At 41.5% G+C, this 16,656-nt stretch carries 16 protein-coding genes; 3 read left to right on the forward strand and 13 right to left on the reverse strand.

What is annotated here, in order from left to right; all coding sequences use genetic code 11:
- Window positions 1-97: 97 nt before the first annotated feature.
- From N5J47_RS03765 to gloB, 5 genes are all read right to left on the reverse strand, one after another.
- Entirely contained in the window at window positions 98-817 is a 720-nt protein-coding gene (locus N5J47_RS03765; protein WP_279961212.1) for a 16S rRNA (uracil(1498)-N(3))-methyltransferase, read from the reverse strand.
- 22 nt (window positions 818-839) lie between these two features.
- Window positions 840-1,676, reverse strand: coding sequence for a methylenetetrahydrofolate reductase [NAD(P)H] (metF, locus tag N5J47_RS03770; protein WP_279961213.1), 837 nt, complete (start codon window positions 1,674-1,676; stop codon window positions 840-842).
- Between the two features lie 113 nt (window positions 1,677-1,789).
- Entirely contained in the window at window positions 1,790-3,172 is a 1,383-nt protein-coding gene (gene ahcY, locus N5J47_RS03775) for an adenosylhomocysteinase (protein ID WP_267978995.1), read from the reverse strand.
- Between the two features lie 306 nt (window positions 3,173-3,478).
- Entirely contained in the window at window positions 3,479-3,685 is a 207-nt protein-coding gene (locus N5J47_RS03780) for a hypothetical protein (RefSeq protein WP_004676939.1), read from the reverse strand.
- A 298-nt stretch (window positions 3,686-3,983) separates the two neighbouring features.
- Window positions 3,984-4,715 (reverse strand): hydroxyacylglutathione hydrolase, encoded by a 732-nt coding sequence (gene gloB / locus N5J47_RS03785; RefSeq protein ID WP_279961214.1) that lies wholly within the window; start codon window positions 4,713-4,715, stop codon window positions 3,984-3,986.
- A gap of 350 nt (window positions 4,716-5,065) precedes the next feature.
- Here gloB and N5J47_RS03790 point away from each other — a divergent pair, with 350 nt between their 5' ends.
- From N5J47_RS03790 to N5J47_RS03800, 3 genes are all read left to right on the forward strand, one after another.
- Complete coding sequence (locus tag N5J47_RS03790) at window positions 5,066-6,052, forward strand: hypothetical protein (protein ID WP_279961215.1); 987 nt, start codon at window positions 5,066-5,068, stop codon at window positions 6,050-6,052.
- Complete coding sequence (locus N5J47_RS03795) at window positions 6,046-6,912, forward strand: histone deacetylase (protein ID WP_279961216.1); 867 nt, start codon at window positions 6,046-6,048, stop codon at window positions 6,910-6,912. The genes N5J47_RS03790 and N5J47_RS03795 overlap by 7 nt, the downstream gene beginning before the upstream one ends.
- 223 nt (window positions 6,913-7,135) lie before the next feature.
- On the forward strand, window positions 7,136-7,345 hold the full coding sequence (locus tag N5J47_RS03800) for a hypothetical protein (protein WP_267978999.1): 210 nt from the start codon (window positions 7,136-7,138) through the stop codon (window positions 7,343-7,345).
- A 44-nt stretch (window positions 7,346-7,389) separates the two neighbouring features.
- Here the strand turns inward: N5J47_RS03800 and N5J47_RS03805 are convergent, their stop codons facing one another.
- The 8 genes from N5J47_RS03805 to prmA all read right to left on the reverse strand — a co-directional run bounded on the left by N5J47_RS03805 (window position 7,390) and on the right by prmA (window position 16,504).
- Window positions 7,390-8,085: an ABC transporter permease gene (locus N5J47_RS03805; RefSeq protein WP_279961217.1), complete on the reverse strand. Its 696-nt coding sequence runs from the start codon at window positions 8,083-8,085 to the stop codon at window positions 7,390-7,392.
- Window positions 8,082-9,107 carry a methionine ABC transporter ATP-binding protein gene (locus tag N5J47_RS03810; RefSeq protein WP_279961218.1) on the reverse strand — a complete coding sequence of 342 codons (1,026 nt, stop codon included), beginning with the start codon at window positions 9,105-9,107 and terminating at the stop codon, window positions 8,082-8,084. Before N5J47_RS03810 ends, N5J47_RS03805 begins: the two co-directional genes overlap by 4 nt.
- 350 nt (window positions 9,108-9,457) lie before the next feature.
- The gene (locus N5J47_RS03815) at window positions 9,458-10,333 is read right to left on the reverse strand and encodes a MetQ/NlpA family ABC transporter substrate-binding protein (RefSeq protein ID WP_279961219.1); all 876 of its coding nucleotides are present in this window, start codon (window positions 10,331-10,333) and stop codon (window positions 9,458-9,460) included.
- A 612-nt stretch (window positions 10,334-10,945) separates the two neighbouring features.
- Window positions 10,946-12,232, reverse strand: coding sequence for a phosphoribosylamine--glycine ligase (gene purD, locus N5J47_RS03820; RefSeq protein ID WP_267979003.1), 1,287 nt, complete (start codon window positions 12,230-12,232; stop codon window positions 10,946-10,948).
- Between the two features lie 188 nt (window positions 12,233-12,420).
- A complete protein-coding gene (gene purH / locus N5J47_RS03825; protein ID WP_279961220.1) occupies window positions 12,421-13,995 on the reverse strand; it encodes a bifunctional phosphoribosylaminoimidazolecarboxamide formyltransferase/IMP cyclohydrolase in 1,575 nt (524 codons plus the stop codon).
- Between the two features lie 85 nt (window positions 13,996-14,080).
- Window positions 14,081-14,350 carry a DNA-binding transcriptional regulator Fis gene (gene fis / locus N5J47_RS03830; RefSeq protein ID WP_001086304.1) on the reverse strand — a complete coding sequence of 90 codons (270 nt, stop codon included), beginning with the start codon at window positions 14,348-14,350 and terminating at the stop codon, window positions 14,081-14,083.
- A gap of 367 nt (window positions 14,351-14,717) precedes the next feature.
- Window positions 14,718-15,584, reverse strand: a complete 867-nt coding sequence (locus N5J47_RS03835; RefSeq protein WP_279961221.1) for a DUF3426 domain-containing protein — start codon at window positions 15,582-15,584, stop codon at window positions 14,718-14,720.
- A 14-nt stretch (window positions 15,585-15,598) separates the two neighbouring features.
- Window positions 15,599-16,504, reverse strand: coding sequence for a 50S ribosomal protein L11 methyltransferase (prmA, locus tag N5J47_RS03840; protein ID WP_279961222.1), 906 nt, complete (start codon window positions 16,502-16,504; stop codon window positions 15,599-15,601).
- Window positions 16,505-16,656 lie beyond the last annotated feature (152 nt).

Raw genomic sequence — 16,656 nt, forward strand, 5'->3', positions numbered from 1 at the left:
TTTATCTGTGTTGGGCCTACAGACGTTGCTGTATATCAACATCATCGTGTTTTATTTTAAATTACCGCTAAAGCCATTGGAAAGCAATCCAAAACCATTATTTGGCTGAAAAGTGATAATTTAAAATGGATAAGGCGACAACTGGAGCGGTTTCAGTCCTTAAAACACGGTCTCCAATGCACCAGCTTTGAAAATGGTTATGGTTTGCAGTTTCAATTTCTGCTTCACTCAAACCGCCTTCTGGACCAATCAGTAGCGCTAAATCAGGTTCACTATTTTGCAATACATTGTTCTGGTCTTTATTCGGTGCCAAAACGAAACGGGCCTGTGGCAGTTCCGAGCTGACCCAGTCTGTCAAGGCAATGGGAGCGAGGATTTCTGGAACAATGTTCATGCCACATTGTTCACATGCTGCAATCGCCACAGACTGCCAATGATCAATCTTCTTTTGATCACGGTCATATTTCAGGCGCATTTCGCAACGTTCGCTGGTCAACAGTTGAATAGTGGTCACACCAAGTTCAGTGGCTTTCTGAATCGCATAATCCATGCGATCCCCCTTGCTCATCACCTGGCCTAAAACCACTTTAAAGGGTGGTGTCCGATCAGCTGGCTCAAAATGATCAACTGACACAAACGCATTTTTCTTGTTGATTTCAGTGAGCGTCACGTTATATTCACCACCTTTTCCATTGAAGAAGATGGCCTGTTCCTGCTCTTTTGCACGGAGCACACGCACCCAATGATGAAACACCGATTCCGTCAATTCAATGGTATTGCCAGTGTTTAATTCGGCTTCGATGTAAAAACGGTTCATGTCTGGGGAATGCTCATGCAAATTAGTTTAAGCCAAGATCAACAACGAGTTGTCGAGTTGGTTCGGTTTGGTTCATCGAATAGAAATGCAGTGTTGGCGCACCACCCGCAATTAAACGTTCACAAAGCTTCACAATCACTTCATGACCAAATGCCTTGATACTTTCACTGTCATCACCATAGGCAGCAAGTTGCTTGCGAATCCAGCGTGGGATTTCCGCACCTGTACCATCAGCGAAGCGGATCAGGTTGCTTGCGTTGGTAATCGGCATAATGCCTGGTGCAATAGGTACATCCACACCTGCTTTGGCAATTCGTTCAATGAAGTAGAAATATGCATCTGGATTAAAGAAGAATTGGGTGATACCCGCGTTTGCACCAGCATTTACTTTCTCTATAAAGCGTTGGATATCTGCATCAAAACTTTCTGCCTGCGGATGCATTTCAGGATAGGCCGCCACTTCAATGTGAAAATGCTCACCTGAATGTTCACGGATAAAGCGAACCAGGTCCTGTGCATAAGGCAGTTCACCTAGGCCCACTTGACCTGAGGGTAAGTCACCACGTAAAGCAACGATACGATCAATACCTTGGGATTTGTATAAATCCAAAAGTTCAGCAATACGTGCTTTGTCATCACCAATACAGGAAAGATGTGGTGCAACAGGCGTACCTTTGCCATTAAAGTCATTAATCGCCGCTAAGGTACGTTCACGGGTGGAACCGCCAGCACCATAAGTGATGGAGAAAAACTCTGGATTTAACAGTTGTAGTTCTTGGTGAACAATACGTAATTTTTCCGCACCCGCATCAGTTTTTGGTGGGAAAAACTCAAAAGAAATAGGAACACGTTTGGTCATGTGATGTAATCTTTATATCAAGGGGCGAATGCAATTCGCCCCTACAGGGATAAATAATTTTATCATTCAATGGGTAGGGCGAACTGTGTTCGCTTACTTATGCCCAATAAAACTTAATATTTATAAGCGTCAGACTTGAACGGGCCTTCAACAGCAACGCCGAGATAATCTGCCTGTACTTGTGTCAGTTGTGTCAAGACACCACCAAAACCAGCAACCATTGCTGCGGCAACTTCCTCATCCAGTTTCTTAGGAAGCACTTCCACACGGATCGCAGCCTGTTTTTGGTCAGCAGGTAAATCAGCAAATTTTTCATTGTATAGGTGGATTTGACCGAGTACCTGATTGGCAAATGAACCATCCATAACACGTGATGGGTGGCCTGTTGCATTGCCAAGGTTCACTAAACGGCCTTCAGAAAGAAGAATTAAATAGTTGCTTTCATCTTCTGAACGATAAACCTGATGTACCTGTGGCTTAACTTCAACCCACTTGTAACCACGTAGGTAAGCTGTATCAATTTCAGTGTCAAAGTGACCGATGTTACATACCACAGCACCTGCCTTTAAGCTATCCAGCATTGCTGAATCACATACGTGGTAATTACCCGTTGTGGTGACAACAAGGTCAGTGTTGCCTAATAAATCCTGGTTGATGTCTTCTTTTTTACCAGTCTGTACACCATTTTTGTATGGAGACACAACTTCGTAACCGTCCATGCAGGCCTGCATTGCACAGATTGGGTCAACTTCAGTTACACGAACGATCATGCCTTCCTGACGTAAAGACTGCGCAGAACCTTTACCTACGTCACCATAGCCAATTACCAGCGCACGACGGCCAGAAAGTAGCATGTCTGTTGCACGTTTGATGGCATCATTGAGTGAGTGACGGCAACCGTATTTATTGTCATTTTTTGACTTGGTAATCGAGTCATTCACGTTGATTGCAGGAACTTTAAGAGAACCATCTTTCCACATTTCCAACAGGCGTTGCACACCTGTGGTGGTTTCTTCAGTAATGCCGTGGATGCGTTCTAAAAGCGCAGGATATTTGTCATGAACAAGTGCGGTTAAGTCGCCGCCATCATCCAGAATCATGTTGGCATCCCAAGGCTGACCATTGACATTGATCTGTTGTTCCAGACACCACACATATTCTTCTTCAGTTTCACCTTTCCATGCGAAAACAGGGATACCACGGGCAGCAATGGCAGCGGCAGCATGGTCCTGGGTAGAGAAGATGTTGCAAGAGGTCCAGCGGACTTCAGCACCTAACTCAACCAGGGTTTCAATTAGAACCGCAGTCTGGATGGTCATGTGGATACAACCGAGAATTTTTGCACCAGCCAGTGGTTTTGACGCTGAATAACGTTTGCGTAAACCAATCAGGGCTGGCATTTCTGCTTCAGCAAGCTTGATTTCTTTACGGCCGTAGTCAGCAAGGGAAATATCGGCAACTTTATAATCTGTAAATGAAGCATTCACCGCGTTCATCAGGATCTCCTAGAAAAATAGTATGGATCATTCTGTTCGCGGATGCCGTTGTTGGTTAAAGCGAATGTTCAACCGATCGTCGAGCCTGGCAAACTGATCTTTAGTACCAATCAATTGTCGCAGCATCCCTCGACTAGGGCATTATGATACTTGGAAATCACAATTGTTCCAACGTTATTTTAATGACAGTTGGTTAGAAAATAGGAAATTAGTGAGGTGGGAAAAATTAAAAAACAGGTCAGTTTTTCATATCATAGGATTTCATGTCCATATGAAATCCTTGTTTATGTAAAGATAAGATCATGATTATGCTTTTAAGTGGTCTTCGAATTCTTCGCCCAGTTGCATTGCTAAAGCATTACCAGATAGGTCACCTGTGACCAATCCATATTCTTTTTTAAAGCTAAAGGTAAATCCGCGGTTATCTGCCAGATTCTTAACGGAATATCCTAATTTTTCTAACCAAATACGAAAGGCCAATAAATTTTTTGCTTTAACAACTCTATTTTTCATACCAAAACTCCTTGTGAACCTGAGTTTATTAATAAGGGTCGCTGAAAATTTTTTAAAGGGGGAGTACAAACATTTATTTTTCTGCATGTAAATTATGTAAAATTAGCGTAATTTTTATGAGGAAAATTTTATCTGCTGTTTTTTTAATTGATTGTATTTATTATTAAAAGTATTTTTTATTTGCTTCGATAAAATAATTTTCTGTAAAAATCTATTTAATCCTAAATGTAAAAAATGATTTCATTTTCCACTTTAATGGAAAGGCGGAAAATGAATGGGTTCATATTGGATTGCCAGACTAAAATTGATCTTTTAGGCTACGAATATGGGCAAATTCTTCCGCACTTTCAGTACGCAAAAATGGATTGGTTTCAAGTTCCAGTTTAATGGTGCTTGGCAGGGTAATTTGATCTGTTTCCCTTAATGCCCTGACGTGTTTCATACGCTCGTGCAGCGCAACATTATGAGGTTCAATGGTCAGCGCAAACTCACCATTGGCAAGCGTATATTCATGGGTGCAGTAAACCTTGGTTTGGATTGGCAAGGCGGCAAGCCGATTCAGTGAATGATACATCTGCTCAGCCGTACCCTCAAACAGGCGACCGCAACCCATTGCAAACAGGGTGTCACCACAGAACAGGGTATCAATTTCCTCAATAAAGTAGACGATATGACCGAGGGTATGACCAGGTGTGGCAATAATCTCAACTTTTAGGTTATGAAAAAGGAAATGATCATTATGTTGCAGCGGGTTTGAAATAAAAGCGATTTTCGTTAATTCATCACGTGGCCCATACACCAGAATATTTTGTTTTGCCAATAATCCCTGCACCCCGTCGGTATGATCACGATGCCAGTGGGTCAGCCAAATCTGTTTCAGGTGCAGTTGATGCTGTTCGCAAAATGCAGTCACCAAATCTGCTTCAGTGGGGTCAATCGCAACAACTTCTTTTGTGATGGTATCTTCCAATAACCAAATATAGTTTTTTAAGGCATTTTTTACGTCAATTGCATGAATCTTATAATGCATAGCCGAGTCCTAAATCTTTGTTTCATGTGGTTATTGCTGGGTTGATGATAAAGACCATCACCTGTGTCTAGTGTAAGTGGAAATAGTAAAGAGTGCAAAAATAGTGTGCCATGCGGCTGACGTTTTAGGGCAGATTGTGACAGGCTTAAGAGCAGAAAATCTTTATAGTTGACAAGTGTAGTATTTTAAATAAATATGGTATAAAAGTTTTATAAGTTAATGATTTATATTCATCTTTAAATATATGGAATAAATGTGAAAATAATTTAAAAAGATTGCTTAACAACATAAGTACAGGGCAATTTTTCAGGATGAAATGCAAATAAATCATAACAATAAGAGAGGAAGTTATGTCTGATTTGGTTGATCACGAAGTGGTGGTGATTTTTAAAAAACATTTGCATCCCTTGTCTGCCAAACTTACTGAAATGCTGAATGAGCACTTTAGTCATCAAACTGAACGCCGTGGTTGTGGTTATACCCAGGCAACACGTGTGATTGCTGAATTTGTTTCACAACCCCGTGATGCGCTTGGTTTTCAGGATTTACGAATCTTTGATGATTACGAGACCAAGGGGCTGAGAAATATTTTAAACCAGAGCTCTTCCTATGGCCTGGAACTCGCCACTTGGCGCAATCTGGATATTCATGCGGATGTGCAGCAGTGTCTACAACGTTTAAATCAAGAAGAAACGTTTGCCCAGAATTTAAGGCAGGAGGTGGATTTTCAGGCCAAATTAAGAAATATCCATCAATATGCTGAACTTGAGGAAAGTATCCTGATTTGCCAGTTGCTTGCCGATATTATTCTGCCGCAGGATGCGCACGCCATTGAAATGATTGAATGCCATGCGCTGGAAGAAAAACCCAAAGTTGGATCCTGTCCAATGGCAGAGAAATTCTTTCTACGCATAGCACACCATCGTTTATTGAGACAGGGTGAAATTAATATTTTTGTAGATGAAAACGACCAGCCAATTATGATGGAAAAGCTGAATATGGGGGACAATCATTCCTGTATTAGTCTGGTGCCATTGATGATGAATGGGGTGCGTTTACCTGCAGGTAGCCTGTTTTCTGCAAACTATGACATTGAACAACTGGAAAAACATAAAAATAAACAATATAAAGGCTATGTGATTCCTATCTCTGAAATGAATGGTTTCTGGTTTTTGCGTTTGACCACTTTGGCAGTGTCGCCTAAAAATCGTGCCCGTGCATTTGGCTATCATTTTAAACAACAGGTGGATAATGGATTATTTCGACCTGATACGACTGAATTGAGCCAACTTATGGAAATTGCTCAAGATCAAATTTACGTAGGACATCCATGCTAAAAGCCTGTTACTCTCCACGCTATTATGCCCGAACGCATACCAATAGCATGGAAAAGCTCACTGCGGTGGCGGATGTGTTGTGTAAGCATAAAATGGTTGAACTGATTGATCCAGGTTTGATTGATGTTGAAATCCTAAAGAAACTCCATAATCCGCAATATGTTGAGGCCTTTCTGGCAGGCGAGTCCGCATTTGCAACCATACAGGGCTTTAAGCCCTGGAATGAACAATTAAGGGATGCAATCCTATCAGTACAGGCAGGGCAGTTGGTTGGTGCTGATATTGCGTTTAAAGAGGGGATTGCCGCGAATATCGCACAGGGCTTTCATCATGCCAGTTATGAGTCTGGTGCGGCGTATTGTACCTTTAATGGTTTGGCCTTGGTCGCTAGGCAATATCCTGAAAAACGAATCTTTGTGCTGGATTGTGATCAGCATGGGGGAGATGGCACCGCGATATTTACCAACCGACTCACCAATCTGGTCAATTTTGGAATTTTTGGGATTCGTTTTGGTTGTAAGGCAGGTGAGCGCAGCCTGACCCGTTATATTCACCCCAAGCAGGGCAATTTTGATTTATATCGGGAGTCCATTTTTGAGGCGTTTCAATATGCTTCACGTTGGGAGGCCGATCTGATTATTTATCAGGCAGGGATGGATTGCCATCAGCATGATAAGTATGGCTCGAAGTGGTTGACCACAGAGCTGTTGTTTGAACGTGACCGTTTGGTGTTTGATATGGCAAGGAAAATGAAAATTCCAATGCTGTTCGTGTTGGCGGGTGGCTATCAGGCACTTGAAGATCTAGTGCCTTTGCATGTAAATACGTTTAAGGCTGCAAATGAGGTTTATTTTCTGTAACTCATTAAAAAAATCTTCTTTTAATTTATTGAGTTGGGGGAATATACATCATAAATTTAAATATGTTTAATGTGAACATATTTTGTATTTTTGTGATAAAAATCACAAAAATATATTCATTAAGCAAATTTCATGCTTATATATGAATAAAATGACAATGTCATAAAAATGAAAAAAAATACTCTTAAACTTTAATTATCTTCTTTAGAAAAGGATAGACGGTATGTTCCATTTAGGTGATCTTGTGGTCTTAAAAAAAGGCTATGACTTGGTACTTGAAGTAGCTAACTTTAACGTACAAGAATGTTGTGATGTCTGGAATGAGGATGACTATTTTCTAGGCATTAGTTTTTCAGAGCTTCGTTATGCAACAGCGGAGGAATGTGATGCTGGACATCGGATTACTTCAGGAAATGATTTGGTCATGCAATGAAACAACCCTCAAAATGAGGGCTGTCTTTTTAGTAATTATATCGTTTAACGCAATTTTGCCAACCAATCCCCCAACATTTGCACCAACTGGACAAGCAGCAGAAGCACGATGACGGTGAGAATCACCACGCTAGTGTCAAAACGCTGATAACCATAAGAAATGGCTAAATCACCGATACCACCTGCGCCAACAGCGCCCGCCATTGCTGTGGCACCAATCAAGGTAATGGTTCCTGTGGTTAGGTTCAGGATCAGTGAGCTACGCGCTTCAGGGATAATAAACTTAAAGATAATTTGCCAAGGGGTTGCACCCATTGCCTGAGCTGATTCAATAATTCCTTCATTCACTTCAAGCAGAGAAGTTTCAATCAGACGGCCTAGGTATGGGCCCACATAGATGGTTAAAGGCACAATCGCAGCCCATGTCCCAATGGATGTTCCCACCAGCAGTTTGGTTAGTGGAATCACCGCAATCAATAAAATGATAAATGGGAGTGAACGTAGGGCATTGACAATAGGATTGAGGAAATAGTAAATCGCCCGATTTTGTAGGATGCCACCTGTACGGGTAACCACCAGAGTAATACCCTGAACCAATCCCCAGATACAGCCAAATAGTAATGAGAAGAAAACCATTTGAAAGGTTTCCTGCAAGGCTGTCACAAACTGGTCAATGCTGAGGGCACTATGCCAAAAAGGTGCCGTGACTTCAGTCAGCCATTGTACAATTAAATCTCTCATTGGCTGACTCCAGACTGTTCAACTTTAACGCCATGCTGCTCCAGAAATTGGATTGCTTGCTGAATAATGCTTTCATCACCGAGCAGTTGAATAAACATTTGCCCAATCACGGTACCATTGATTTCAGTCATATTGGCAAACAGAATATTTAAACTGATGTCAAACTGCTGGATGACTGCCTGAATTAGCGTTTCCTGTGCAGATGTACCCAGAAACTGCAAACTATAAATACTATTGTGATGTCTGTGTTCAAGGTTGTTTAAGATATTTACTGGCAACTGTTGCTGTAATACCGTTTGAATAAAGGTTTTTGTGGTGGGGTGTTGTGGTTGACTAAAAATATTCAGCGTAGGCCCTGTTTCAATCACCTTGCCAGCTTCCATTACTGCCACATAATCGCAAACAGTCTCAATCACATCCATTTCATGGGTGACCATCACAATGGTGATGTTTTGTTCCTGATTGATCTTCTTTAACAGTGCCAGCACGGATTGGGTGGTTTGCGGATCAAGTGCGGAAGTGGCTTCATCACACAGCAGAATCTTTGGGTGATTGGCAAGTGCACGCGCAATCCCTACACGCTGTTTTTGTCCACCTGAAAGTTCGTCAGGGTAGGCATCTTTTTTATGTTCGAGATCAATAAAATCTAGCAGTTCAGCTAAACGTTTCTCTCGTTCCGCCTTGCTGTGACCAAGTAGCCTAAGTGGCATTTCAATATTTTCAGATACCGTTTTGGTTTGCAATAAATTGAAGTGCTGAAAAATCATGCCAATATTTGCACGTTCTTGACGAAGTGTACGTGCATCCATTGCAGTAAAATCTTTTTGATTGATGATGACCTGCCCTTCGGATGGGCGTTCAAGCAAGTTAATCAGTCGGATTAAGGTACTTTTACCTGCGCCACTATAGCCAATAATGCCAAAGATACTCCCCACTGGAATCTCTAAATTGATTTGATCCAGCGCATTGATCGTTTGGCCTTTTAGCTGATAGCGTTTTGAAATATTTTTAAATTGGATCATGTTCGTCAATACTAGGCAAAAAAGAAAAACAGGCAAAATTATTTTGCCTGTTTTATTTAGGGTTTGTTGATATTCCAGCCATGCATTGCGTTATCGGCTAAAACCACACAAACGAGGCATGAAACGCAGGTAATGGAGAGACCCTTACCAAGTTTCATAACGAAGTTTGGGGCAGTTTTAGCCATAACCCTTTGGGACAGGGATATTTTTTGCCGTTACTGCGTTATGCCTTACTCATTTAGAATGACTAAATTTCGTAAGTCACGTCTTGTACCGTCTAAAAAATATCCTCTGTCGCAATGAGAGCTGAAAGCTCGCAAGGTGAAATGTCAACAGACCCTACGATTATATTACGGATTTGCTTCTGTGAGATAGCTTGTTGGCTTGTTTACGTCAACTTTAGTGCCAGCAAAGTGTTCCTGTACATATTGCTTGACTGCTTCGGTATGATAAAGCGCACCCACCTTTTGCAATACTGGATCATCTTTACGTGATTCGGCAGTTGCCAAAATATTGACGTTTAACTTGGTGCTCTGGTCAATTGGTTCATAGAAGATTGCATCTTTAAGAACGTTCAAACCACCTTCCATCGCAAGGGTATTACCCAACAGGATTGCATCAACCTCGTCTTTTACACGTACAGCAGTTGCCATCTGAATCGGCTTGATTACAATTTTCTTGCTGTTTTCAATGATGTCGGCAGGCGTACCTTTCACTGGGTCAAAGTCAGGTTTTAACTTGATCAAGCCAGCGCTTTGTAAAAGTAATAATGCACGGGATTCATTGGCACCATCATTTGGAATGGCAATGGTTGCACCCTGGGCAAACTCATCAACTTTCTTCACCTTATTTGAATAAATCCCCATAGGTTCTAAATAAGTGGTTGAAACAGGCGCAATTTTGTCTTTGTTTGCTGCGTTGAAAGCAACCAGATAAGCATAAGACTGAAATGCGTTGAGATCAACTTCCTTATTGGCAACCGCGGTGTTCATTGCTACATAATCCGTGAAGTTTTTCACTTCCAGTTTAATACCAGCAGCCTTGGTTTCTGGTAAGCTGGCAATATGGCGCCAAATATCAGCGTCTGAACCTGTAGATGCGATGACAATAGTTTGGAGGCCTGCAGCATCATTTTTTTGTTCACTCGATGCGGTATCTGGCTGTTTACTGCATGCCGCAAGTAATAGCACCGATACACTTAAAAAAAGACTAATCAGCTTTTTCATGTATAAATCCTAATCGGAAGAATGCCGAGAACATTATGATTTCTCAAGCATCAATCATTGCAATGGGTTTGTATGTTGCAAATTGGCATCCTCATTCAACAATCACGTGAATTGTTTTTAAGTTTTAATCCAGAAGACTGTTTGCAACAACAGAAGAAATAGATGAATATTCAAATTCCAGTTGGTCTATCCCGTGTCTGGAAAATCTCTATTCAATTATTCCTTAAATTAAATGGAGAGCTGAATACGATTGAATATTGATGCTTTATTTTATTAAATGATTGAAAATCATCATGAATAATCTAAAATAACAATTGAGCTGTATTCAAAATTTTAGCAATCATAGCAATAATTTACCAACTGATACAGGGGAAGTATTTGTATTTGGATATATAAGCATATGATTATCTGGAGGAAATTGTGTTCAAAGTAAATATAAACTGATGATAGTTTTATAAATTTTTTTAAATGTGGGGTTGAGTGATTTACGGGAAAATAAATATATGTTTTTCTGAATTTTATATTTAAGTAATGAATATAGAAGTTTGATTTATTGCCTATCAAAGAATAAAAAAGCTTTCCAAGGAAAGCTTTTTTATGAGCTAGACTGGCTTATTCTGCCTTTTCACGCGCAATGGCACGGTAACCAATATCGCTACGGTATTGCATGCCTGTAAATGTGACCTGACCACATACTTCCAGTGCATTAATTTGCGCTTCCAGTACTGTGTCACCGAGTGCGGTTACACATAGCACACGGCCGCCTGCGGTAATGATATGGCCATCTTCAGTGGTGGCTGTACCTGCATGGAAAATCTTGGTGTCTTCAGGCGATTGCCCAAGACCAGAAATCACATCACCTTTACGAACGGTTTCAGGATAACCCTCAGCAGCAAGGACGATACCAATTGACTTGCGTTCATCCCACTCAGCTTCTTTTGGTAGGTTGCCTGCAATACCTGCCTCAACCAGATCAACCAATGAGGATTTCAGGCGCATCATGATTGGCTGGGTTTCTGGGTCGCCAAAACGGCAGTTGAACTCGATCACACGAGGTTGACCCTGTTCATCAATCATTAAGCCAGCATATAGGAAGCCAGTATAGGTATGTCCATCATTCGCCATACCTTCTACGGTTGGACGCATGATTTCCGTCATAACACGTTCAAATACATCAGCAGTTACAACTGGAGCAGGAGAGTAGGCTCCCATACCACCCGTGTTCGGGCCTTGGTCACCCTCGAAAATACGCTTGTGATCCTGTGAGGTTGCCATTGGTAAAATGTTGGTACCATCAATCATGCAAATGAAGCTTGCTTCTTCACCATCAAGAAATTGCTCAATGACAACACGTGAACCTGCATCACCAAACTTGTTGCCTGCCAGCATGTCGTCAATTGCGGCAAATGCTTCTTCGTTGCTCATGGCAACGATTACGCCTTTGCCCGCAGCCAGGCCATCCGCCTTGATTACGATTGGCGCGCCATGCTGTTCAATATATGCTTTTGCAGCGTCCACTTCGGTAAAGACATCATAAAATGCGGTTGGTATGTCATGGCGCTTCAGGAAATGCTTGGCAAATGCTTTTGAACCTTCAAGCTGGGCAGCATACTGGGTAGGTCCCCAGATTTTCAAGTCTGCAGCACGGCAGGCATCAACCACACCATTGACCAAAGGCGCTTCTGGTCCAACGATAATCAGTTCAACCTGATTTTCCTGTGCAAAACGGATAATCGCTGGGTTGTCTAAAATATCCAGCTCAACGTTTTTGCATTTATCTTCTGTTGCTGTGCCCGCATTACCTGGCGCAACAAAAACCTGAGTAACTTTTGCATCTTGTGCGATTTTCCATGCAAGTGCATGTTCACGGCCACCGCTACCCAAAACTAAAATATTCATTTTAAAGTTATTCCCTTTTTCAGTATTTAAGAATATACCTGTTAAAAATAAAAAAGTCCCTCTTAACCTCTCCCTAACCCTCTCCTAAGAGGAGAGGGAACCTATATTATTGATATTGATGTAGTCTCCCTCCTTTTAGGAGGGAGATTTAGAGGGAGGTAAATAAGATGGAAATTTTAAAGTAGCATTTAGTGACGGAAGTGACGCATACCCGTAAACACCATTGCAATACCTGCTTCATCGGCAGCGGCGATGGTTTCTTCGTCACGCATTGAACCACCTGGCTGGATGATACATTTAATGCCAGCTTTAGCCGCATTATCAATACCATCACGGAATGGGAAGAATGCATCAGAGGCCATTACAGCACCCTCGACCACCAAACCCGCATGTTCCGCTTTAATGGCTGCAATACGTGCTGAGTTGACACGGCTCATCTGACCTGCACCCACACCAATGGTTTGACGGTTTTTCGCATACACAATCGCATTTGATTTCACGTATTTCGCTACTTTCCATGCAAAGATAAGATCATCAATTTCCTGTTCGGTTGGCGCACGTTTGGTCACAACTTTAAGGTCATCCTTGGTGATCATACCTAAATCTTGATCTTGAACCAGCAAACCACCGTTCACGCGCTTATAGTCAAGCTGTGCTGCACGTGCATCAATGGCTGGAAGTTCACCGCACACCATGACGCGAACATTCTTTTTCGCACCAGTTATATCTAATACGCCGTCTGCAATACTTGGTGCAATAATCACTTCTACAAATTGGCGGTCAACAATTGCCTGAGCAGTTTCTACATCCAATTCACGGTTGAATGCGATGATGCCGCCAAACGCAGATTCAGGATCAGTGGCATAAGCAAGATCATAAGCAGCCTTGATACCCTCTAAAGAAACCGCAACACCACAAGGATTCGCATGTTTAACAATGACACACGCTGGCTTGGCAAAAGTTTTCACACATTCAAGTGCTGCATCAGTATCTGCAATATTGTTATAAGATAATTCTTTGCCCTGTAATTGCTTTGCTGTTGAAACAGATGCTTCTTTGGCATGTGCTTCGACATAGAAAGCCGCGTTTTGATGAGGATTTTCACCATAACGTAAATCTTGCGCTTTGTTCAGTTGAGTATTGAAAGTGCGGGGGAACACATCTGCTTCACCCTCAGCCTTACCTACACGCGCGCCCAAATAAGAAGCAATCATGCCATCATATTGTGCGGTATGTTCAAATGCTTTTACCGCCAGGTCGAAACGAGTTTCGTAGGAAAGTCCACCATTTGCTTTTAACTCAGCAACAACTGCATCGTAGTCAGCAGCATTGACGATGATACCGACTGAAGCATGGTTTTTTGCCGCTGCACGAACCATGGTTGGACCACCGATGTCGATGTTTTCAATCGCATCTGCAAGTGAACAATCTGGTTTAGCCACAGTCGCAGCAAATGGATAAAGGTTGACCACAACCAGATCAATCGGATCAATGTTGTGTTCCTGCATCACCGCTTCGTCCAGACCACGACGAGCCAGAATGCCGCCATGAATTTTTGGATGCAGTGTCTTAACACGGCCATCCATCATTTCAGGAAAGCCTGTATGTTCAGAAACTTCCACAACGGCAATGTTGTTGTCTTTAAGCAACTTGTATGTACCGCCCGTAGATAGAATTTCCACCCCTAGCGCTGCAAGGTTTTGAGCAAATTCAACGATTCCAGTTTTGTCGGAAACAGAGATTAAAGCACGTTTGATAGTCATGATTTTGGTCAACAGTTTTGAAGTCTACAGATTAAAACAATTAAGCATAAAAAAAATGCCCACGAGAACGTGAGCATTTTATCAATTATTCACTCATTAAACCGTGAGCTTTTAACTTTTTACGCAAAGTTCCACGGTTAAGGCCTAAAATTTCAGCGGCACGCGTCTGGTTGCCACGGGTATATTCCAAGACCACAGATAAAAGAGGTTTCTCCATTTCTGCTAAAACCATGTCATACACTTGAGATGGTTGCTCACCTTGCAACTGTGCAAAATAATGACGAACTGCGCGATCTACATGGATGCGGAGAGCGACATCAGATTGAGCCGTAAAAATAGGAGATTTGCTATTCATGCGTGTTAATCCGAAAAATCAAATATCACTTGGGTAAAGTAATATATAAATGTGGTCTAAATTACTGAATCCTATTTTAGATCTCAGCAACTCTAAAACAAAAGAACTATTAGCTTGCCACAAATCCTCGAATTGTGTAAAAAATAAGCGTAACAATGATTAAATATTTGTTACAACCCACTTTTAAAAACAAAAAAACCAACAGTGCGCTTAGGAGATAAAAGCACAGTTCGTTTAACGATTTTATTGTCTATAAATGAGGAGTATGTAGGTCAAAGCATTCGTGGCGCGTATCATACCACTGTCAGCGAAAAAGTGAGCAAATTAACTGCACTTTTTTTTATTTTTTTGTCATTTTTTTATGCTTTTAGGGCTGTACAATTTCTAAACTATAGTCATCGAAGCTATTTTTACTTTTTGGAATGCTAAATTCAAATCTAAAAGGACTATTTGATGGAATGCGTTGAATAGTTTTTAAACTGTCAACCAGATAATCCTGTGGCTTGAGTATGATGTCTGTTGTCACTTCTCCCTGATCTTTCAGAACCACCTTGATTGAAGGGAGCAATATGCTGTTTTCGTGGCGGTTGATCAGCACCCCTGAAAACTGGGTTTCATTCTTGCTGGTTTGTTTAAGTTTAACCTTTTCAAAACTGAGATATTTATATTGGTCATTCTGGGTTTTGCAGGTCAGCATGCCGCAGGCATAGTTAAACATTTTGTTTAAGGCAGGACTATCGTGCATCAGTTTTGGATTGAACCATAAAATCTGGAACGCAAACACCAGAATCAGCGCGATATTGCCAATCCCCCAGAGCGTGTAATAAAGCCAGCCATGCTGTTTGGTGCTGTGATCATCATTATTATTCAGTAAAACATCTTCAGACAAATTCAGGTTAGGCAAAGCGGTCACTGGCTCTGTATTGAAATAATTTAGGTTATTGAGATAGGTGAGCAGATCAATATTGGAGTTTTCAATTTTCTGGTCAAAAATACTTAAAATCTGCATTTGCTTTTCTGCAAATGAACTGTCTGGCTGAATCGACGAAAACAGTGAGCGGCTACTGGGTGTTGGCACAACTTCGCTTGTCTCGGATTCCAGTAAATTCGTCAGTGCGTTAAAGTTAATCACGCATTTGGGACAACAAACCATACCCTGTGCAACACTGAGTTGTGAAAGGGTCACTTTGTACACGGTCGAACATTTAGGGCAGCGGGTTTGTTTTTCACTCATAAGTAACAATATTCTCAAATTGTTGTTTTACGTTTTCCAGAAATGCGGCACCAGTTCTCTTCACGCTTTTCGATCTCTAATATATCAAAAAACTCAGAGTAAACACTAGAAACATCAGCAACTTGCTCTTCGATTACACCAGCAAGTGCGAACTCACCCTCATTTTTAAGCAAAGTTGCGAATTCAGGCGCGAGTGCCATGAGCGGTGCAGCCAGAATATTCGCAACCAGGACGTCTGCCTGTTGTGGTTTGAATTCCTGATCAAACTCTTCTGGTAAACCTACATAAAGTCGATCAAGTACACCATTCAGTTCAGCATTTTGTTTGGTTGCCAAAACAGCCTGAGGGTCAATATCGGTTGCATAAACCTTTTTTGCACCCAGTAACAATGCCGCAACCCCTAAAATGCCTGAGCCACAGCCATAGTCGATCATAACTTTATCTTTTACATCGGTCTTGCCCAACCACTGTAAGCATAAAAAGGTGCTGGCGTGGTTGCCTGTACCAAATGCCAAACCTGGGTCCAGCTTAATGTTGGTGGCATCTGCTTCAGGTGGTTCCAGCCATTCAGGCACAATCCAGTATTTCTCACCAATCTGAATTGGTTCATAGTAATCCATCCAGGCACGTTCCCAGACCTGATTTTCCAGATATTCATGGCGCATTGGCACATCTGGAAGTTGGGCCCTGAGAAAAGCCTCCAGGGTATCAACATCAATTGGATCATCTTCTTCCTGTTGATAAATACCCGTTACAATAACTTTATTCCAGAGAGGGGTTTCTCCTGGTAAAGGCTCAAGCAATGCCTGATCTTCTGCATCATCCAGCGTTACGCTGACCGCTCCCAAAGAGAGTAACAGGGTTTCGGTAAGTTCAACTTGATGTTGATCAACAGTAATATGAATTTGTAGCCAGTTCACAGGAAAACCTAAATTAATGTATTTGCAGTTATTGTAATGGATTCAAACCCGTTAAAGGGATTATAAAATAAACAGATTACAATTTTAAGATGAAATATGTTGTGGCCAATTCTATCTATTTTATTGTGTATTTTATATTTTTAACTAATTAA

It is taken from the genome of Acinetobacter sp. GD03645, assembly GCF_029845285.1.
Lineage (GTDB): Bacteria > Pseudomonadota > Gammaproteobacteria > Pseudomonadales > Moraxellaceae > Acinetobacter > Acinetobacter corruptisaponis.